Source organism: Pseudomonas sp. AAC (assembly GCF_000725445.1).
Lineage (GTDB): Bacteria > Pseudomonadota > Gammaproteobacteria > Pseudomonadales > Pseudomonadaceae > Pseudomonas > Pseudomonas citronellolis.
In genome coordinates, this window is the sequence record NZ_KL647097.1 from 36,760 (window position 1) to 56,039 (window position 19,280).

The 19,280-nt window shown below is 62.9% G+C and carries 17 protein-coding genes; 3 read left to right on the forward strand and 14 right to left on the reverse strand.

From position 1 onward, the window contains the following. Positions 1-10 precede the first annotated feature (10 nt). Positions 11-1,015, forward strand: coding sequence for an aldo/keto reductase (locus FG99_RS13880; RefSeq protein WP_043270420.1), 1,005 nt, complete (start codon positions 11-13; stop codon positions 1,013-1,015). Positions 1,016-1,050: 35 nt separating this feature from the next. Here the strand turns inward: FG99_RS13880 and FG99_RS13885 are convergent, their stop codons facing one another. Beyond that, positions 1,051-1,944, reverse strand: a complete 894-nt coding sequence (locus FG99_RS13885; RefSeq protein ID WP_043270422.1) for a LysR family transcriptional regulator — start codon at positions 1,942-1,944, stop codon at positions 1,051-1,053. Between the two features lie 284 nt (positions 1,945-2,228). Between FG99_RS13885 and FG99_RS13890 the strand changes: the two genes are divergently transcribed. Continuing rightward, positions 2,229-3,140, forward strand: a complete 912-nt coding sequence (locus FG99_RS13890; RefSeq protein WP_043270423.1) for a LysR family transcriptional regulator — start codon at positions 2,229-2,231, stop codon at positions 3,138-3,140. 13 nt (positions 3,141-3,153) lie between these two features. Here FG99_RS13890 and FG99_RS13895 read toward each other — a convergent pair whose 3' ends face one another. From FG99_RS13895 to FG99_RS13940, 11 genes are all read right to left on the reverse strand, one after another. After that, the gene (locus FG99_RS13895) at positions 3,154-4,143 is read right to left on the reverse strand and encodes an aldo/keto reductase (protein ID WP_043270428.1); all 990 of its coding nucleotides are present in this window, start codon (positions 4,141-4,143) and stop codon (positions 3,154-3,156) included. Positions 4,144-4,189: 46 nt separating this feature from the next. Further along, entirely contained in the window at positions 4,190-5,239 is a 1,050-nt protein-coding gene (locus FG99_RS13900) for an NAD(P)-dependent alcohol dehydrogenase (RefSeq protein WP_043270430.1), read from the reverse strand. Between the two features lie 151 nt (positions 5,240-5,390). Further along, positions 5,391-6,617 carry an MFS transporter gene (locus FG99_RS13905; protein WP_043270431.1) on the reverse strand — a complete coding sequence of 409 codons (1,227 nt, stop codon included), beginning with the start codon at positions 6,615-6,617 and terminating at the stop codon, positions 5,391-5,393. A 105-nt stretch (positions 6,618-6,722) separates the two neighbouring features. After that, complete coding sequence (locus tag FG99_RS13910) at positions 6,723-7,703, reverse strand: alpha/beta hydrolase (protein ID WP_218187149.1); 981 nt, start codon at positions 7,701-7,703, stop codon at positions 6,723-6,725. Positions 7,704-7,879: 176 nt separating this feature from the next. Then, positions 7,880-8,338, reverse strand: coding sequence for a cyclophilin-like fold protein (locus tag FG99_RS13915; protein ID WP_081884622.1), 459 nt, complete (start codon positions 8,336-8,338; stop codon positions 7,880-7,882). A gap of 557 nt (positions 8,339-8,895) precedes the next feature. Continuing rightward, positions 8,896-9,969 (reverse strand): alpha/beta hydrolase, encoded by a 1,074-nt coding sequence (locus FG99_RS13920; protein WP_043270437.1) that lies wholly within the window; start codon positions 9,967-9,969, stop codon positions 8,896-8,898. A gap of 47 nt (positions 9,970-10,016) precedes the next feature. Beyond that, on the reverse strand, positions 10,017-11,438 hold the full coding sequence (locus tag FG99_RS13925; RefSeq protein WP_051878839.1) for an MFS transporter: 1,422 nt from the start codon (positions 11,436-11,438) through the stop codon (positions 10,017-10,019). A 39-nt stretch (positions 11,439-11,477) separates the two neighbouring features. Next, on the reverse strand, positions 11,478-11,639 hold the full coding sequence (locus FG99_RS33245; protein ID WP_156060085.1) for a DUF4387 family protein: 162 nt from the start codon (positions 11,637-11,639) through the stop codon (positions 11,478-11,480). 12 nt (positions 11,640-11,651) lie between these two features. Next, positions 11,652-12,941: a CitMHS family transporter gene (locus tag FG99_RS13930; RefSeq protein WP_043270440.1), complete on the reverse strand. Its 1,290-nt coding sequence runs from the start codon at positions 12,939-12,941 to the stop codon at positions 11,652-11,654. 37 nt (positions 12,942-12,978) lie between these two features. Continuing rightward, entirely contained in the window at positions 12,979-13,290 is a 312-nt protein-coding gene (locus FG99_RS13935) for a DUF4387 domain-containing protein (RefSeq protein WP_043270446.1), read from the reverse strand. Positions 13,291-13,293: 3 nt separating this feature from the next. Next, on the reverse strand, positions 13,294-14,658 hold the full coding sequence (locus tag FG99_RS13940; protein WP_043270447.1) for an acyclic terpene utilization AtuA family protein: 1,365 nt from the start codon (positions 14,656-14,658) through the stop codon (positions 13,294-13,296). 123 nt (positions 14,659-14,781) lie between these two features. On the opposite strand from FG99_RS13940, the gene FG99_RS13945 reads away from it, so the two are divergent. Then, positions 14,782-15,972, forward strand: a complete 1,191-nt coding sequence (locus FG99_RS13945) for a citrate synthase (RefSeq protein ID WP_043270455.1) — start codon at positions 14,782-14,784, stop codon at positions 15,970-15,972. 47 nt (positions 15,973-16,019) lie between these two features. Here FG99_RS13945 and FG99_RS13950 read toward each other — a convergent pair whose 3' ends face one another. Continuing rightward, a complete protein-coding gene (locus FG99_RS13950) occupies positions 16,020-17,378 on the reverse strand; it encodes a DUF1329 domain-containing protein (protein WP_043270457.1) in 1,359 nt (452 codons plus the stop codon). Between the two features lie 10 nt (positions 17,379-17,388). Further along, positions 17,389-19,161, reverse strand: coding sequence for a DUF1302 domain-containing protein (locus tag FG99_RS13955; RefSeq protein WP_371263869.1), 1,773 nt, complete (start codon positions 19,159-19,161; stop codon positions 17,389-17,391). Between the last annotated feature and the right edge of the window lie 119 nt (positions 19,162-19,280).

Below are 19,280 nucleotides of genomic sequence, written 5' to 3' on the forward strand. Positions count from 1 at the left end.
GGACCTCCCCATGGAATACCGTTACCTGGGACGCAGTGCCCTGAAAGTCTCTCCCCTGTGCCTGGGCACGATGATGTTCGGCGGCGAGACCGACGAGACCATGTCGCGGCGCATAATCGACAAGGCCTTCGAGCAGGGCGTCAACTTCATCGACACCGCAGATGTCTACCACAAGGGTCGCTCTGAGGAGGTGGTTGGTCGCGCCGTCGCTGCCAACCGCGACGACTGGGTGATCGCCAGCAAGTTCGGCTACGCCTTCGGCGATGGCCCCAATGCCCAGGGCCAGTCGCGCAAGTGGATCTGCCAGTCGGTGGAGAACAGCCTGCGGCGCCTGGGCACCGACTACCTAGATATCGTCTATTTCCACCGCAGCGTGACCGATGCGCCGTTGGAGGAAGGACTACGCGCGGTGGGTGAGCTGATCCGCGAGGGCAAGGTGCGCTACTACGGCCTTTCCAACTTCAGGGGCTGGCGCATCGCCGAGGTGGTGCGCCTGGCAGACCGGCTGGGTATCGACCGTCCCGTCTGCAGTGAGCCGCTGTACAACCTGGTGGACCGCACCGCCGAGGTGGAACAGTTGCCCGCCGCCGGCCACTTCGGCATCGGCGTGGTGCCCTACAGCCCGCTGGCTCGCGGCGTGCTCACCGGCAAGTACCGGCCCGACGCCGAACCGCCGGCGGACTCCCGCGTCGGCCGTGGCGACCGGCGCATCCAGCAGACCGAGTGGCGTCCCGAATCTCTGCGGATCGCCCAGCGCATCGCCGAGCACGCCGCTGCCCGGGGCACCACGCCAGCCGCGTTCGCCCTGGCCTGGGTACTGAACAATCCGCTGGTCAGTTCCATCATCGCCGGCCCGCGCACCGAGGCGCACTGGGACGGCTACCTGCCGGCGCTCGACGTGAAGCTCACCTCGGAGGACGAAGCACTGGTGGACAACCTGGTGCCGCCCGGCCATGCCTCAACCCCCGGCTACAGCGACCCCGCCTATCCCATCGAGGGCCGCCCGCTCCGCTGACGCCCCGCGGATATGCCACGCCCTGCGCCCGGCCTCTAGTCCCGATGGCGCAGGGCCTCCACCAGCACTGCGAAGGCGCGGGACTTCTGCCGCCGGCTCGGGTAGTAGAGGTGGTAGCCGGGGAAGGTCGGGCACCAGTCCTCCAGTACCTGTTCCAGGCGGCCTTCAGCGACGTGCCCGACGACCATGTCCTGTGGCAGATAGGCGAGGCCGAAGCCGTCCAGCGCCGCGCGCAGGATGTGCGGGCTGCTGTTGAATACCAGTTGCCCCTCCACCCGCGCCTTCACCTCGTGCCCCTCCCTGACGAACTCCCAGGCCATCAGACCGCCGTAGGTCGGCAGGCGCAGATTCACGCAGTCGTGGCCGGCCAGCGCCTGCACGTCGTCCGGACGGCCGTTGCGGGAGAGATAGGCGGGGCTGGCGACCACCGCCATGCGCAGGTCCGGAGCGATACGCACGGCGATCATGTCCTTGGCCACTTGGTCGCCCAGACGCACCCCAGCATCGAAGCGCTCGGCGGCGATGTCGGTCAGGCCGTAATCGATGCTCACCTCGACCTTGATGTCCGGATAATCCGGCAGCACCTTCGCCAGCTTCGGCCAGAGCACGGTAGTGGCAGCATGTTCGGCGGCCGTGATGCGCAAGGTTCCGACCGGCTTGTCACGGAAATCGCTGAGTGCCGCGAGTTCGGCCTCGATCTCCTCGAAGCGCGGCGCCAGTGTCTGCAGCAGCCGCTCGCCGGCCTCGGTAGGCGAGACGCTGCGAGTGGTGCGACTGAGCAGGCGCAGGCCGAGGCGCGTTTCCAGGGCACGGATGGTGTGGCTGAGCGCCGACTGGGAAACCCCAAGCTGCGCCGCTGCCTTGGTGAAGCTGCCTTCTCGTGCCACCGTAATGAAGGCAACCAGATCATTGAAGTTTTCCCGTGGCATGCAGGCACCGCTGTAGTAGAGGAAATTGTATTAAACCGACATATCGGCGCGTTAAGAACACGAGAACAGGCTGCTCGGACTGGTAAGGCAGATTAAGAACGAATGCGCCATCGGCTATCGGGCTGGAATGTGGCTAGCCTGGATGCGCGAGCGGCCTAGGACAACTCCCCGACGCCAAGACCTAGAAAAGCCTTGTACAGCATCGCCAAACGGGCCGATTGATCGACTGATTAATTTACAAATAAACTATTAGCCCTGCTTATCAATTCACTGCAAGCCGGACCATGATCAAACGCAACCTCAACGACCTCCTCTACTTCGTCACGGTCGCACGCGAAGGCAGTTTCACCCGTGCCGCGGCCCTGCTGGGCGTCACCCAATCGGCGCTCAGCCAAGCGATCAGCGGCCTGGAGGCACGGCTGCAGATCCGGCTGCTCACGCGCACCACCCGCAGCGTTTCCCCCACGGCTGCCGGCGAGCGACTCCTGCAGGCCATCGGCCACCGCTTCGATGAAATCGATGCGGAGCTGGAGGAGCTGACGGAGATGCGCGACAAGCCTGCGGGTACGGTACGCATCACTTGCGGCGATCATGTTCTGCGAACAACGCTGCTGCCCAAGCTGACGCCCCTGCTGCTCGAGTACCCCGACATCAAGATGGAGTTCGATGTGAACTACGGTTTCCGCGACATAGTGGCGGATCGTTTCGATGCCGGCGTGCGCCTGGGGGACACCATCGACAAGGACATGATCGCGATGCCCATCGGACCGCCGATCCGCATGGCCGTCGCGGCTTCTCCAGCCTACTTCGCCGAACATCCCGAACCTGCGAACCCGCGGGACTTGATGAGCCACAAGTGCATCAATATGCGCATGCAGTCCGGTGGAGGGCTTTATGTCTGGGAATTCGAGCGACGCGGGCACACGCTGAATGTCCGCGTCGATGGCCAGCTCACTTTCAATACCTCGCCCAACATCGTGGATGCCGCTTTGGCAGGGTTGGGAGTGGCCTGGCTACCGGAAGAAGAATTCGCACCCCACATTGAAGATGGCCGCCTGGTCCGGGTGCTGGAAGACTGGTGCGCCCCCTTCCCGGGGTACTACCTGTACTACCCAAGCCGACGGCAGCCATCGCCGGCCTTCTCGCTGGTCGTCAACGCGCTGCGCTTCACTCGCCCGCGGGGAAAGAAGGCCTAGAACGACATCGCTCCTACCAGGCGTAGGCCATTGGCGCCTCGCCACCCGGTCCCGGCCAGATCTCGTCCAGCCTGGCCAGCGTCTCGTCCGAAAGCTTCAGGGACAGCGCATCGAGACTCTGTTGCAACTGCTCGGCGGTGCGTGGACCGCTGATTGCGGCAGTGACGACCGGGTTGTGCAACAACCAGGCGAGCGCCACGACCGCAGGTGGCTCACCCAGTTCGCCACACAGCGCCTCGTAGGCTTCCAGTTGCGGGCGCAGCTTGTTGATCCGCTGCTGCAGAGCCGGAGTGGCCCGGCGCCCCTCGGCGACTTTGCGCAGCACACCGCCCAGCAGGCCCATGCCGATCGGGCTCCACGGGATCAGGCCTATCCCGAAGTGGCGCAGCGCCGGAATCACTTCCAGCTCGATGGTGCGCTGGGTGAGGTTGTACAGGCTCTGTTCCGACGCCAGGCCCAGCAGGTTGCGCGAAGCGGCGGTCAACTGTGCGGTGGCGATATCCCAGCCGGCGAAGTTGCTGGAGCCGACATAGGTAATCTTGCCTTCGCGTATCAGTTGCTCCATCGCCTGCCAGATTTCCTCCCAGGGCGTTGCCCGGTCGATGTGGTGCATCTGGTACAGGTCGATATGGTCGGTCTTCAGGCGCTTCAGGCTCGCCTCGCAGGCACGGCGAATGTGGTAGGCCGACAGGTACTTGTCGTTGGGGCCGGTCTCCATCGGCTGATAGACCTTGGTGGCCAGCACGATCTTGTCGCGGCGCGATTTGTCCTGAGCCAGCCAGTTGCCGATGATCTCCTCGGACGTGCCGAAGCCCTTGGCCATGTCCGGCGACTGCGGCCCGCCATAGACGTCGGCTGTGTCGAAAAGGTTGATGCCGGCGCCGAGCGCCTCATCCATGATCCTGAAGCTGGTGGCTTCGTCGGCCAGCTCGCCGAAGTTCATGGCGCCCAGTGCGATGCGGCTGACTTTGAGGCCGGTACGGCCGAGGTGCGTGTAGTGCATGCGTGTCTCCCGGAGTTGCTGCGATGGGATAGGTCGTCTTGAGCGTTCAGGCGGCGAGCGAAGCGCAGTCGATGACGAAGCGATACTTCACGTCGCCCTTGAGCATGCGTTCGTAGGCCGCGTCGATTTCCGCGATGCGGATCATCTCGATGTCCGCGACGATGCCGTGCTCGGCGCAGAAATCCAGCATCTGCTGGGTCTCGGGAATGCCGCCGATCATCGAGCCGGCCAGGCCGCGGCGCTTCATGATCAGGTTGAATACTTCGACGGGCGGATGCGGCGTGGCCGGGGCCCCTACCAGCGTCATGCTGCCGTCGCGCTTGAGCAGCACCATGAACGCATCCAGGTCGTGCGGCGCGGCCACGGTGTTGAGGATGAAGTCGAAGCTTTTGCTGTGCGTCGCCATCTCGCCGGGGTTGCGCGAGACCACCACCTCGTCGGCCCCCAGGGCCCTGGCCGCCTCGCGCTTGGAGTCGGAGGTGGTGAACGCGACCACGTGCGCGCCCATGGCATGGGCCAGCTTGATGCCCATGTGCCCTAGCCCGCCGATGCCGACCACCCCGACCTTGTGGCCAGGCCCCACGTTCCAGTGGCGCAACGGCGAATAAGTGGTGATGCCAGCGCACAGCAGAGGCGCCACGGCGGCCAGTTGCGCCTCGGGATGCCGGATGCGCAGCACATAGCGCTCATGCACCACGATCCGCTGGGAGTAGCCGCCCAGGGTGTGGCCCGGCGCATCGGCGGTCGGGAAGTTATAGGTGCCGACCATGAGGTCGCAGTAGTTTTCCAGCCCTTCGCTGCAATCCGCGCAGTGCTTGCAGCTATCGACGATGCAGCCTACGCCGACCAGGTCGCCCGGCTTGAAGTTCGAGACCTGTGCTCCCACGGCCGAGACGCGGCCGACGATCTCGTGGCCCGGTACGCAGGGATAGCGCGTGCCTGCCCATTCGGAGCGCACCTGGTGCAAATCCGAGTGGCATACGCCGCAATAGGCGATGTCGATCTGTACGTCGTGGGCGCCGGGAGCACGGCGGGTGATGTCGATCGGTTCGAGGGGGCGATCGCTGGCATAGGCGCCGTAGGCTTTGACGGTCATGGACTTTCTCCTGTGTGCGGGCTGTCTGGCGATGGGCGGCGGGCGTGTCGCCGTCGCTATGGAGCTGGCTGATGCCGGAGTCTTCGTTGAGACATCAGAGAGTGGACGGTGACGTAGGTTTTTTCATGGCAGTCGGTCCTTGCGGGATCGATCAGCCGTGTGCAGCGGACCGGCGCGCGGTCATGAGGGTCAACACCGCGCAGATCGCCAGCAGCACGGCGCTGGCGATGAAGGTGCTGCGGTAGCCGCTGTGGTCGAACAGCAGGCCGCCAACGGTGGAGCCCAGTGCGATGGACATCTGGACCACGGCGACGAACAGGCCGCCACCGGCCTCGGCATCCCTGGGGAACACCTTGGCGATCCAGGCCCACCAGCCCACGGGCGCCGAGGTGCCGGTCAGGCCCCACAGCGCGAGCAACGCGATGACGACGGTGGTCCAGCCGCCGAAGGCGACCAGTGCCAGGGCCGTCGCCGCCATCAGCAGCGGGATGACGACCAGCGTCTGGTAGAAGCCCCGCTGCAGGACACGGCCAATGAGCGCGGTGCCGATGAAGCCGGCCGCGCCTATCACCAGCAGGATCAGGGAGATGGCGGAGCCATGCACGCCCGTGACCGTTTCCAGGAAGGGCCGCACGTAGGTGAACAACCCGAACTGCCCCATGAACAGCAGGCTGCTCGCCAGCATGCCCACGGCAACCCCCGGATGCTTGAACAGGGTGAACACCTTGAACACGTTGCCGATGCCAGGTGTGCGTACCGCGGCCGGCATGGATGGCAAGGTCTTCCACTGCCAGACCAGCGCGATCAGCGACACCGGCACCAGACACAGGAACGCACCGCGCCAGCCGATGACGGTGCCCAGGTAGGCGCCCATCGGCGCGGCCACCACGGTGGCGAGCGCGTTGCCGCCGTTGACGATGGCCAGGGCGCGCGGCACATCGCGCGTCGGCACCAGGCGGATGGCCGTGGCCGCCGACATGGACCAGAAGCCGCCGACGACTACGCCGATCAGCGCACGGCCAACCATGTAAATGACGTAGTTCGGCGCCAGCGCGATGATCGCGCCGGATATGCCCATCGCCAACGTCAGGCCCAGCAGCAGCGTCTTGCGGTTGAGGCTGCCGGCCAGCGCCGAGATGAACAGGCTGGTAAGCACGGCGAAGACGCCGGAGATGGCGATACCCTGGCCGGTCATGCCTTCGGTGACACGCAGGTCCGTTGCCATGGGCGTGAGCAGGCTGACGGGCAGGAACTCGGAGGCGATCAGCGCGAAGGCGCAGACGGCCAGGGCGAAGACGCCGCTCCAGGACGTTGGCGTCTCCTGGTGCTCGCGAAGGGTGTCGGAGCCCTTGGGGGCGTCGATGGCGGTGGTGGTCATGGAATGCCTTTCTTTTGTCGCTCGATAGGAAACACCGCGCCGTCCACTGGGACAGCGCGGTCAGGGGGGTCAGGCACGAGGGGCGTTTCGCGCGCCCCGCTGGCTCTATGCCGACGCGGCCAGGTTCTTCTGGAAGAACGCCATCAGCTTGTCGAACGGGATCTTGTCCATCCGGTCGTACAGGTCCACGTGGACGGCGTCCGGAATGATCATGAGTTCCCTCGGCTCTGCCGCCGCCGCGTAGGCGGTTTCGCTGAAGTAGCGCGAATGCGCGTTCTCACCATGAACCAGGAGGATTGGCCGCGGCGAAATCTCCTTGATGTAGGTGAGGATCGGCAGGTTCATGAACGGCAGCGGCGTGGTGATCGTCCAGGCGTTGCCGGAGTTGACCGCGCGCGGGTGATAGCCGCGCGGAGTCCGGTAGTAGTCGTGGTACTCGACCAGGAACTGTGCCTCGCCCCCCTTCAGTTCGTTGTAGGGCGGCTGGTACGCAGGGGTGCCGCTTTCCGCGTCCTTCCAGCGCTGCTGGCTCAGTTGCTCCAGCGTCTGCGTGCGCTGTTCGAGGCTCGCGCTGTCGTTGTAGCCCTTGGACATGACGCGGCTCATGTCGTACATGGTGCTGGCCACGACGGCCCTGATGCGCTTGTCCACGGCGGCGGCGCTCAAGGCCATGCCGCCCCAGCCGCAGATGCCGATGATGCCGATCCGTTCGCGGTCGACATTGGGCAGCAGGCCCAGGCAGTCCACCGCGGCACTGAAATCCTCGACGCTGATGTCCGGCGAGGCGACGTTGCGCGGCTCGCCGCTACTTTCGCCGGTGTAGGACGGGTCGAAGGCCAGGGCGATGAAGCCGCGCTCGGCCATGGTCTGCGCGTATAACCCCGAGGATTGCTCTTTCACGGCGCCGAACGGGCCGCCGACGGCGAGCGCCGCGAGCTTGCCGCTGGCGTTCTTCGGCTGGTACAGATCGGCCGCCAGGGTGATGCCATAACGGTTCTTGAAGGTGATTTTCCGGTGGTCGACCTTGTCGCTCCTGGGAAACACCTTGTCCCACCTGTCGCTGAGCTTCACGGACGACTGCGCCATGGCCGGGCCGCTGGCAATGGCGCCGACACCCACGGCGGCGATTCCGGCGGCGGTCATTTTGAGCAGGGTGCGACGACCCACGCCCAGGCTATCCGGCGTGGCGATGACGCTTGTCCCGAGGGTCTTGGTCATGATGGGGATGTCTTTCACGCAGCTGGCTGTCACGGGGATAGGGTCTAGGGCTCGACGCGCTCGATCCGCACCTTGTAGGGACCGGGCCGGGACAGGATGGACAGGCCTTCATCGACCTTGCCCAGCGGCAGCAGGCTGCGCGAATAGGCGCGCGGCTTGATGAAGATCGCCAGGTTGCCCCAGGGGGCGTAGTGGGTCAGTTCGCCGGCCGCGGGAGTCATGCCCTCGGGGGCGCCCTGCGTGGAGAGCTTGCGCGGCAGATCGGAGACGCGCTCGATGGTGTCGTAGTCGGTCAACGTCAAGGACAGCGGCAGCAGCGATGCGAAATCCTTGGCGGTGGGGTTGTCATACAGGGTGGCAGTGGCGACCTGCTCACCGACGACCAGGCGAATCTTCATGGGGAACTCCTTGGAGGGCGCGGACGAGGTGTCGCTCGCTGCCCAGGCCACCGAGGCACCAGGTATGCCCACCGCCAGGGCCAGGCAGGCGCTGGCGAGGAGCATCGAGGTCCTGTGGCGCGACGGATGCCAGGAGAGTGAGGGAGCGTTTTTCATGGCTGCTATGATGGCGAATCAGAGCTCGGCCGAATAGCTAATGGATCCTTAAATAGCATATAAGCCCTGCTAATCAATTCGCGCGAGACAAGGAAATAGCGAAAGCCATCAACGACTCCCTGTGCTGAGTCAGAGAGCGCCTCTTGCGTCCTGGCGACAGCATTAATGAAAGGGCTCTTGCCCCTCGACGGTTCGCAGGATCCGTTGGACTCAGCAATACCACCGCGGCATTGGGTGGGAAACGCAGACAGCGTGATCCCCACATCGTTAGCCAACGCCTACTTGGTACGTCTACACCCATATGCTTGCGTTTGCTCCAGATCACCAGCAAGGCTGGGAATCTCTCTGGAAACCTGGCGAGATAAGCCGTTGAGTTGCGAGAGTAAATCCAACTTGCAAGCCTACGGTGACCAGGATCCGTCCTTAGCAAACGAACCATAGTCACCAGACCAGAAGCAGCCTGTCGAAAGGGGCAGAAATCGGCCAGAAGCAGACGTCGCAAGAACCTAGATTTCAGCAATCCATCGATGCAAAAGCTCGGCAATTTCTCGACTGTTACGCTCCAGCATCAGCATATGGCCGTTGCCCCGAATGCCGAAGTCTTCGAGATACCAGTGAGTGACAGGCACCCCCGCTTGCTGAAGGAAGGCGCTGGTGGAGTGATCGTAGACGGCGTGGAAAGAAGCCTCAGCCGTCACGATCAAAAAGGGCACTGATTTCAGATTGACCAACTGGCGCGCCGGCTCTTGCTGCTGCCAGGCTGGTAGTCGATCTGCACGGGTGGCCGCCAGTCGAACCACAGACAAGTGTTCGCCTTCCCGCAGGGCGGGTTCGTAGGTCAGCGGAATATCCGCGATCCCCCAGCGGCGCCTCTGGGTGTCATCCAGCTTCTGACTTTCGCCCTTGAGCGCCTGCTGCATCGACATGTTCACTACAGCAGGTCCTTGCGGCTCCACCGATACCACTGCCTTTACCAGCGCTGGGCGAACATCGGCCAGCAACCAGCCGTATGGTCCCGCCTGCGAGTGGGTAATCAGTATGGCCTCGCCGATCTTGTCTAAGAGTGCAGCACCGGCGGCCTGGAACAATTGCTGGCTTTTCGCGGTGTCTGCCACGTAAGGCACGTGCGAGGCGTAGAACGCATCAAACACAGGATCGCCTTTACGTCCCGAGCCCGGCCACTGCGTGTGCTTCTTTGCCTGCGGCCACTCGCTTTGTTGGGTCGCGGTAAACAGACGCTCGACTACCGCGACCGGAGCGACGGCAAGTTCTCCATCCAGTTGCGCATGCCAAGCTGAACGTCCCCGAGCCGGCTGATCGACCAGGAAGACCTCGTATCCCAGCTCAGCAAATACGTAAGCCCAACCGCGGCGGCCGTCCGGGGTTTTCAGCCAATTGGTTGCGGTTTGCGCGGTGCCATGCACGAACACCAGCGGATATCGCTGCGTTACGCGGGCAGGCCGGAGCACCTCGACATACATCTGCCCGCTCATGACCTCCCTGCCAGGAGGTCCAACATAGCCGCCACCGACATAGAAGAAATCGTGGGCGATGTTCACATTCTCAATTTCGGTAGCCATGGTTTTCCGCCGCAGGCATTGCTCATTAGTTCGTTTGAACCGAAGGCTCAATCATTGATTTCTTCAAGGGTGCGGCCTCCGGTCAGTGGGCCGAGCAATGCCACCGACGAAGCGCAGATAGCCATGCAGGCAGCCACCGAAAACAATGCGGCCTGCACGCCGAAATGGCCCATGGCAAACGCAATCATAAAGCCACTGACGCTACCACCCAGGCGTCCCATGGAATACACGAACCCTACCGCCATGCCGCGAATACGCGTGGGGTACAGCTCGGACTGATAGGCGTGATAGCCCACGGAAAGGATAGTCGTGCCCATGGTCAGCAGGGCGCCGCAGGCGATCACCAGGGCTGGTACGCGGAACACGGCAAAGGCTGTACCGGCTACCCCGATCAGCACCGCTCCGAACACGATTTGCCATTTACGCTCCACACGATCGGCGAAGAGCATCGCGAGCACCGGCCCCAGCGGAGCACTAAGTCCCATCGCAACCGAATACGCCAGACTCTTGCTGACGGTCACGCCTTGCTCGATCAAGAAAGTCGGCACCCAATTTAAAAAGCCGTAGATGCCCATGGCCTGAAACACATGGAAGATAACCAGCATGATGGTGCGATTGCGGTACCGAGGCCCCCACATTTCGCTGAACCGGCTCTTGTGCTCGACCAATCCCTCTACTGAGGGAACGGCAGGTGCCAATGATTGACCGGTCTCTTTCTCCACCGCCAGTTCCATTTGGCGGACCTCCGCGTCCGCCTCTGCCAGGCGGCCTTTGTCAGCCAGCCAGCGAGGGCTCTCAGGCAATTTGCGGCGCATTATCCAGACCACGATCGAGCCAACCGCGCCGATGGCGATCACCCACCGCCAGCCATCGACACCTAAGGGTTCGTACGGCACAAAAATGAATGAGGTGATACCGCAGGCAGGAACCGCCAGGTAAGACATGATCCGATTGATCGCAAACGCCCGTCCCCGCAGTGTCGGCGGTACTAACTCACTCAGATACGCATCGATTGCAATTACCTCGATACCCAAGCCGATGGCCGTCATCAGCCGCCAAAAATTCAGCCATAGGGGGTCGGTCTGGCAAGCCATGATCAGCGAGCACGACGCGTAGCCAATCAGTGCATAGGTGAAAACTGCACGGCGGCCAAACTTGTCAGCAATCATGCCGAAGCCGAGCGTGCCAATGAAAAGGCCGATGAAGGTGGCAGCGATATAGGCGGCGGCACCATTGAGGGCAAAAAAGCCCTCGGTGGTGGCAACCAATACCCCGCTGCGGACCATCCCGGGAATGACGAACGAGGTCGAAAACATCTCAAAGGTTTCGAAGAAGCCGCCAAGCGCCAGCAACATCACGAAACGCCACAGGCTTTTACAGGCAGGCAGCCGGTCAAGACGCGCGGCAATCATTTCCGCGCTCTGCACGCCTGGCAGCGCGCTGTCTACGGGACCTAAAGCAGCACTCATTTTTCTTATCCTTGTTATCGGGTGATCGCACGCGTCGAATTACTCAGGCACCGTAATGGACATCAGCTGAACGTACCGCTGACCTCCATAGCAATCGCTGTCGCCCAGTTCGACTTGAAACACAGGGCGCGGGAACAAAGCTTTAATTGCCCGGGCCTGGTAGCGATAAACCAGGGCGATGTCTCCTTCTTGCTTGTAGATAGCCCCCTGGCCTTAGGGCAGGATTGCTCCGCAGGCCAAGGCGGCCGCAATCATCACCAGCGAGCTACCAATCGCCCACTTGAGGGAGAAGCGCTGCAGTGCACCGACCTCAACCTTCAGTAATCCGCTCATCAGATACCCCGCCGCCACCAACGGGCTGAGCGCATGGACCGGTAACCCGAGGACCGACGCGCGAGCCACCAGCAGTGGGTCGATCCCGTACTGCGCGGCGCTTTTTGCCAATACCGGCAGGATGCCGAAGTAGAAGGCGTCGTTGGACATGAAGAAGGTGAACGGCAGGCTGGCAAAGGCAGTGATCACGCTCAGGTACGGACCAGCGCTTGTGGGAATCACGGCAAGGAACTTGCCGGACATGGCATCCACCATGCCGGTGCCCGCGAGGATACCGGTGAAAGCACCCGCCGCAAAAATCAGCGCCAGGACGTTCAGCACGTTGTCGGCATGGGCGGCGATTCGTGCCTTCTGCTGGTCCAAGCGGGGATAATTGATTAGCAGCGCCAGCGCGAAAGCGACCATCATCAGCACCGGCAGCGGGCCCAGGCCAAACACCATCGACAGCACCAGGGCCACTGTCAGCGCAAGGTTGAGCCAAAAGAGCCGAGGACGATGGGTGTCGCGTACCTCGGCAAGGATCTCTTCCGAGAGGTTCCCGCCGCCCGCTTGCGGTGTCCAGCCCAGTCGCCGGCGCTCGTGGATGCCGAACCAGGCCGCCACGAGGAAGGCGAAGGCGACGCCGGCGAGCATGACCGGGATCAACCCGTGGAAGATCTGCATCGCATCCACGTGTAGTGCGCTCGCCGCCCGCGCAGTGGGTCCGCCCCAGGGGACGAGGTTGATGGAAGTGTTGGTCAGCAGCACCAGCGTCGCGATGATCAGCGGGTTCATCCCCAGCCGACGATAGACCGGCAGCAGGGACGTGACCACCACCAACACCGTCGTCGAGCCGTCTCCGTCGAGGGAAATCAGCGCCGACAGCGCAGCGGTTCCCACACTGACCCGCAGCGGATCGCTGCCCACCGCCCGCACGATCCACCGCACCGCAGGCTCGAATAGACCGGCGTCATACATGATCGAGAAGAACAGAATCGCGAACATCAGCATCAGAGCTGTGGGAGCGAGTTGGCGCACCCCGTCCAGCACCATGCCACCCATTTGCGGCCCGAAGCCACAGGCAACAGCAAAGCAGACCGGTACCAGGATCAGCGCCACGACTGCGGACAGACGCTGGCTCATGATCAGGTACATGAAGGTCAACACCATGGCAAAACCGACCCAGGCCATGTTCATTCCTTATTCTTGTTGCACGAAACCAAGCTGATCACTCGGCGACCATGATGCTCATCAGCGGCACGTACTGCTGGCCGCCATAGCAGTCGCTGTCGTTCAGCTCGCCCTGGAACACCGGTCGTGGGAAGGAGATCTTTATCGCCTGGGCTTCATCGTGATAGACCAGCGTGATGTCCTCCTCTTTCTGGCGATAGATGCGGGCGATCAGTTCCCGGGTGATGGGCTGGGTCCGCCTGGCGCGCTGGTAATGCTCTGCCGAGGTGAACATCAGGTCGAAGGTGAGCATGAAGGGGCCGGCGTTCTTGGAGCGGATCAGGCTGCAGAGCTCGGAGAGTTGGGTCATGGGTTACACCTCGATCATTTTGCGACGGAACATTTCGCTCGGCGTATCGGGGAAAAGCACATGGTTGAGGCTGAACCGGTAGATGGCACCCCGCTCCAGGTATGGCGGCGAGAAGGGATAGGCGATGGTGCTGATGATGCCCTCGTAGCCCGGCACCGGCAGGTGCGCGCTGACGTGACTGACGAAGGTGGCGATCTTGCTGGCCAACTCCTGGGTGGGCGCGGTGACGGTGATCAGCACCCCGACTTCGATCGGCACACTGTCACGCTCGACTTCCAGCTCGCCCATGACCGCGCCGCGGCCGTAACTGCGGAAACTGATGTCGTAGTCCGCCGGGCCAAGCCGGCCCTCGAAGAGTTGCGTGATGCGCTGGTGAAAGTACTGCTTGGCCATCGGGATCAGTCGGTCCAGCCCGAGGAATATCTTCGGGTCGCGAATGCCGCCAATGATCACCGACTGGAAGCCCACCGGCTCGGAACCCTCCAGCTTGATGCTGTAGCGCTGCGCCGGATGGAAACGCGAGCCGCTCACCCGCACGCTGCGCTCGCTGGCGGCGGTGTAGACGGCATGCTCGGTATCCACGGTGCCGGCCGGCTCGGTGAGCAGGAAGGGATTGGCGTTCTCGTAGAGCGTATGCGCGGCGATGGACAGCGGCGTCACTCGCGCCTGCAGATCCAGCGGTTCGATCTCGAAATGGTCCTCGCGAATGTAGGCGATGAGTCCGTCGGCGGCTGGTGTGACGCAGCAGGCGGCGCCGCACTCGATGGTCTTCGCCGCATGCCAGATCAATCCCCGGTCGGCTCCCAGGCGCTCGGGGACCACAGCGAACAGCGCGGAATCGCTGGCGCGGCCAGCGAGAATTACCTGCGCATTGTCATCCAGCGCCTCCGACAGCGCCTCGGTTCCCATCATGCCGACCACATGGCTGCGCTCGATCACATGCTCGTCGATGGGCGGTGCCGGTTGCAGGGCCTGGATGCGCCCATCGGCCAGACGCTGCTTCAGGTACTCGCTGTCCTGGTCGGAGTAGATCAGCGCCAGGCGGAAATTGAGCCCTTCCTCGTCGGCGATCTCCAGCGCGATCTCGGCCATCCAGTTGACTCCCGCATCGCGTCCGCTGGTGCCACAGGAGCCCACGATCAGCGGCACGTCGAGCTTGTCGCGGGCCAGCAGGAGCAGGCGCAGGTCCCGCTTGCAGGCCTCGCGTGAGAGCCGGGCCTTGCCGCTGCCCAGGTAAGCCGGCCCCGAATCGGTCGAGCCGGCATCACAAGCGATCACATGCGGTGAGAGCGACACCCCGCGCTCCAGCGAGCTTTCCTTAAAACCGGTACCCACAGCGCCGTTGGGCGCCAGAACACGAATTTCCATGCGTGTCTCCGTCTGGCGAACACATGTATTGATCAATATATGTATTCAGTTGATGTTGACAGCAAGATATATAGAGCCTCATAAATAGTAAATCTGTATAAAATCCATCAATCCGAGGCCGGCATGCCCACCCCAGAAGACGATCTCTATCTCAGCGCCGAGGAGGCCGCCGGAGCGCTCGGCATCAGCCTGCCGACGCTCTATGCCTATGTCAGCCGCAAGAACATCCGTTCGATCAAGGTCGAAGGTTCACGCAGCCGCAAGTACTGGGCGGCTGATATCGAACGCCTGCGCAAGCTGAAGCCGGCGGCCGGCGTCAGTGGTGACTCTCCCTCCGTCGGCGCGCAAAGCTCGATCACGTTGTTGACGGACAAGGGGCTGTACTATCGGGGGCAGGACGTCACGCAGTTGGCCACCAATGCCAGCGTCGAGGCCGTGGCCGAACTGATGTGGCAGTCGGAGGGCGCCTTTCAGGCTCCCGCGCCGCGGCGGCCGAAGAATACCGGCGCCTTGCTCAAGGCAGTGGCCGACCTGGCCGTGGGAGAAAAGCTGGTCGCACTGTTCCCGCTGCTGGAGCGCGAGAATCCGCGTGCCCACGATCTGTCGGTGGATGGCTACGCCCGCACCGGTGTCGATGTGGTCCGCTGGTTCGCCGCCCTGCTGGTCGGCGCTGCTGCACCCGATGACCGTCCGCTGCATCGGTTCATCGCCGAATCACTAGGCGTGAACGACGCGCTTGCCGATCTGATCCGGCAGGTGCTGATCCTCTCCATCGACCACGAACTCGACCCGACCACCTACAGTGTTCGGGCCGCCGCGAATACCGGCATCACACCTTACTATGCAGCGATCGTGGGCATAGCCTCGTCACGGGGCCGACACCTGGCCTATGGCAGGAACGAGTCGGTGGCGCGCCTGCTGGACGACATCTGTACAGCCCGGAATCCAGCGGACCCGGTTGTCCAGCGTTTCCGCGAGGACGGCAGAATCCTCGGCTTCGGCTCCAACCAGCATGGAGAGAGCGATCCACGGGCCACGTTCCTGCTGCAGAGCCTGCACAGATTATTCGCCAGAGACGCGGAGTTCCGCAGCTTGCTGGAAGCGGCGGAAGTCGCTGAGGAACTCACGGGGCAACCCATGGACTTCATCCTCCTGCTGACTTTCATTGGTCGGAAGCTGGGCTTGCAGGGCCAGGAAATCGCCCTCGCCGGCGTCGGTCGCGCCATCGGCTGGATCGCCCATGCCAGCGAGCAATACCACCAGCACCCGCTGCTGCGCCCACGCGCCCGCTATACCGGCACCCTGCCGGATTGAAAACGACAAGGCCCGCCTCTTGGGAGGCGGGCCTTTCATTGCAGGCTTCAGCGAATACCGATGGTACGCAGGGCGGCCGGCGTGAAATCGGACGTCTTCGCCTTCAGGCCGAAGCGATACGCGTCCTTGATCTGGTTGAACATGCCGTTGGCGAGGTAGCGCCCGGAAGTCAGGTCGTAGGTCATCTCACCCGCGCTGATCACCACCTTCTGGTCGTAGAACGGCAGCGTATGGTTCTCGGCCACGCGCCAGAGAGTGCCTCGGTCGTCGTAGTGATCCGCCTCGACGATGGTCCAGGTGTCCTCGTCGATGAAGAGATGGCGCTTGGCATAGACATGACGCAGCCCCTCTTTGAGCGTGGCGACCACCTCCCAGACGCGATGCAGCTCATAACGCGTCAGATCCTGGTTGATGTGGCCCTTCTGGATCAGTTGCTCCGGAGTGTTGGCCGGATCGGCCAGCCGGAAGCTGTTGTAGGGAACATACAGCTCGCGCTTGCCCACCAGTTTCCAGTCATAGCGATCAGGCGAACCGTTGAACATGTCCAGTTGGTCGTTGGTGCGCAGGTTGCCAGGACCGGGGCTGTCGTAAGCGACCTGGGGGGCGCGTCGCACTCGCCGCTGTCCGGCGTTGTACTGCCAGGCCATTCGCGGTTCGGCGACCTGGTCCAAGGTCTCGTGAACGAGCAGCACATCGCCCACATCCCGCGCCGGTGCGATATTCAGCGAAGTGAAATAGTAGAGGATGTTCTTCGAGCGCTCCGGGTCGTAGTCGGTCAACTGGTTGCTGTAGGCGAGCCGATCGCGCTCGGTCTTCCAGGAATACTCCCCGCTCGGCGTAACGATGTAGCTGCTGGTTTCACGTACGAAGCTGCCGCCGCGATAGCGAGTGATATGGTTCCAGATGGCCTCCAGGCCATTCTGCGGGATCGGAAACGCCAGCGGCGCCTGGTAGTCCTTCAGCCCGTTGCCTCCTGCCACCAGTTCGGTGTGAGCGGCATTGCGTTTGGCAGCGGCATACGCCTCATCTGGCCATGCCGCGCTTCGGTGGCTGGCATAGACCGGTATCCGATAGGTGTTCGGATAGCGCTGGAACAGCGCAACCTGCCCCGGAGTCAGGCGGTCCTTGTAGCGCTCCAGGGTTGCGCTGGTGATAACGAACAGCGGCTTCTCCGCGGCAAAGGGGTCGCTGTGGAAGCCATCCCTGACCTGCCCTGCATCGGTTGCGAGCCCGCCGGTCCAGGCCGGGATGGTTCCCGCCTCGTTACCGGCGCGCTCAGCGCCCACGGGCGTCAGGCTCGCCCCCAGTTGCGCAGCCTTGGCCGCATCCACCGCGGCCAGGGTAATCGGGCTGATGACGGACAGGCAGAATGACAGCAGCCCCGCTGCCGGAATCGTATTTCTCATCGTTTTTTCCTCAGAAGCTGACGCCGAAACTGACGCTCAGGAAGTCGCGGTCGGTGTTGGTGGTGTACTTGCCACCGAAGAAGTCGGTGTAACTGATGCTGGCGTTGTACTTGGACAGGTAGACGGCGTTCAGCCCGAGGCTGATGGCCTTGCCACCCTCGGTGAAGTTCGGCCCGTAGCCTTGGACGTCATGGGACCAGGCCAGGTTGGGCGTCAGGTCCAGCCCGCCAATGACGCCGTTGTAGGTGAGTGCCGAGCGCAGTCGATAGCCCCAGGAGTTGCGGGTGTAGAAACCGTCGTTGTTGCAGTATTCGGGGCGGCCGCTCAGGAGTGTCTTGCAGAGGTCGCTGCCGTCGGCACCGTAGTACTCACCGGGGCCGAACGGGCTGGCGCGGCCATAGCGGAGATGCCCGTATGAGCCGTCGTCGATGCCGGAGATGTGGTTGTAACCGACTTCACCGACCAACGTCAGGCGGCTGGCCCCCATGACCTGGTCGAAGGTCTTGGTGACGGTGGTCTGGACCTGGGTGAACGGCACGCGTTTGTAGCCATGAATCGTGTCTCCGGGGATACCGGAGTTCTCGATTGGCGTCGGAACGATCGGCGACAGGCGCAACGTGGCGTAGATCAAGTCGTCGAACCCCAGGGGCATGTTCGGCCTATGGCTGATTTCCCCTTCAACGGAAGCGCCGGCAATGTTGGTGCTGAAGCTCAGGCCATACAGACGGATGTCTTCCGGATACTCCAGGAAGTAGGTCCCCGAAGCCGCGCCATAGCGTGGCGCAGTAAAGGGATTGGCCGTGGTCATGGTCGAACTGCCGATCGGCAACCGGCTGTGGTAGTTCATCCAGTAGAGGCTCAACTCGGTGTCGTTGAGTTCCGGCACGAACCACCGCAGCGCCAAGCCGTACTGACCACCGTCCCGCGGCTCGCGATCCGGCCCGCGTGGCAGGAAGATGGTGTTGCCGTTCTGGCCGCTGTTGTCCGAAGCGCCGGGCTTGATGTCCTTGCCCTGGAGTACGTAGCGGTCGTCGCAGCCCTTGGCGGGAAGGTCGGAACTGGCGAAGAAGGTCCCGCAGTTGTCAGCCACGCTGCCCTGCCACTTCAACTGGTAGAAGCCCTCCACACTGACGGCGTCGCTGAGGCTTTGCTGGAGGTAGATCATCTGCACCGGGATCAGCCCTTCCTTCAGCTCGGAGCCTGGCCGGCGCAGCGCGTTGGCATCCAGTGGGTTGATGCTGTTGATCCCACCCTGGATGAAGGTACCGCCCCCCCAACTGACGACTTGCTTGCCCACACGGACCGATCCTGGCTGACCAGCCAGTTCGTAATTGCGGTAAACGAAGGCATCGAGGAACTGCGCCCCCGAGGAGCGTGCGGCCTGATCGCGGCCATCGTCCTGGATGTCGTAGAGGTGCTGGTGGCCGTCCTTGAGCTCGAAGTCGTACCAGTACTTGCCTCGCAGGAAGCCGCCCCAGTCCCCGTATTTCAACTCCAGATCGTGAGTGCCCTTGAAGATCTTCGAGAACGTCTCGCCCTTCTTGAAGTTCAACCGACCATCATCGGTGGTCTGCGAGTCGCCGCGCCCACCATTCGCCTTGCTGATGAAATTCGGGTTCGGGTCGCTCATCGCCCAGCTTTGGCCAATCGAAAGCGAGGAGTCGAACTGACCCTGGATCTCCCCGAGTTCGAAAGTCACTGCGTGGGCGCTGGGTGTCAGCAGGGCAAGAACGAGGCTGCTGAGCGCGGCGGGCAAGCGCCGGCGGTAGTAGGTACTTTCCACGTATTCCACCTTGTTATTGTGCTTATGGAGCAGAATCCGGCTCTCAATGACCGGCACAGCACAGCAGCCCAGGGCGAGGTCGCCAATCAAATATTGATTATCTATCAATATATTGATCA

Coding starts and splice junctions, on each gene's coding strand:
- FG99_RS13890 (WP_043270423.1), top strand. CDS start 2,229: ATGATCAAACGCAACCTCAACGACCTCCTCTACTTCGTCACGGTCGCA.
- FG99_RS13915 (WP_081884622.1), bottom strand. CDS start 8,338: ATGCTCCTCGCCAGCGCCTGCCTGGCCCTGGCGGTGGGCATACCTGGT.
- FG99_RS13905 (WP_043270431.1), bottom strand. CDS start 6,617: ATGACCACCACCGCCATCGACGCCCCCAAGGGCTCCGACACCCTTCGC.
- FG99_RS13950 (WP_043270457.1), bottom strand. CDS start 17,378: ATGAGAAATACGATTCCGGCAGCGGGGCTGCTGTCATTCTGCCTGTCC.
- FG99_RS13880 (WP_043270420.1), top strand. CDS start 11: ATGGAATACCGTTACCTGGGACGCAGTGCCCTGAAAGTCTCTCCCCTG.
- FG99_RS13940 (WP_043270447.1), bottom strand. CDS start 14,658: ATGGAAATTCGTGTTCTGGCGCCCAACGGCGCTGTGGGTACCGGTTTT.
- FG99_RS13935 (WP_043270446.1), bottom strand. CDS start 13,290: ATGACCCAACTCTCCGAGCTCTGCAGCCTGATCCGCTCCAAGAACGCC.
- FG99_RS13945 (WP_043270455.1), top strand. CDS start 14,782: ATGCCCACCCCAGAAGACGATCTCTATCTCAGCGCCGAGGAGGCCGCC.
- FG99_RS13910 (WP_218187149.1), bottom strand. CDS start 7,703: ATGGCGCAGTCGTCCGTGAAGCTCAGCGACAGGTGGGACAAGGTGTTT.
- FG99_RS13920 (WP_043270437.1), bottom strand. CDS start 9,969: ATGGCTACCGAAATTGAGAATGTGAACATCGCCCACGATTTCTTCTAT.
- FG99_RS13900 (WP_043270430.1), bottom strand. CDS start 5,239: ATGACCGTCAAAGCCTACGGCGCCTATGCCAGCGATCGCCCCCTCGAA.
- FG99_RS13895 (WP_043270428.1), bottom strand. CDS start 4,143: ATGCACTACACGCACCTCGGCCGTACCGGCCTCAAAGTCAGCCGCATC.
- FG99_RS13885 (WP_043270422.1), bottom strand. CDS start 1,944: ATGCCACGGGAAAACTTCAATGATCTGGTTGCCTTCATTACGGTGGCA.
- FG99_RS13930 (WP_043270440.1), bottom strand. CDS start 12,941: ATGGCCTGGGTCGGTTTTGCCATGGTGTTGACCTTCATGTACCTGATC.
- FG99_RS13925 (WP_051878839.1), bottom strand. CDS start 11,438: ATGAGTGCTGCTTTAGGTCCCGTAGACAGCGCGCTGCCAGGCGTGCAG.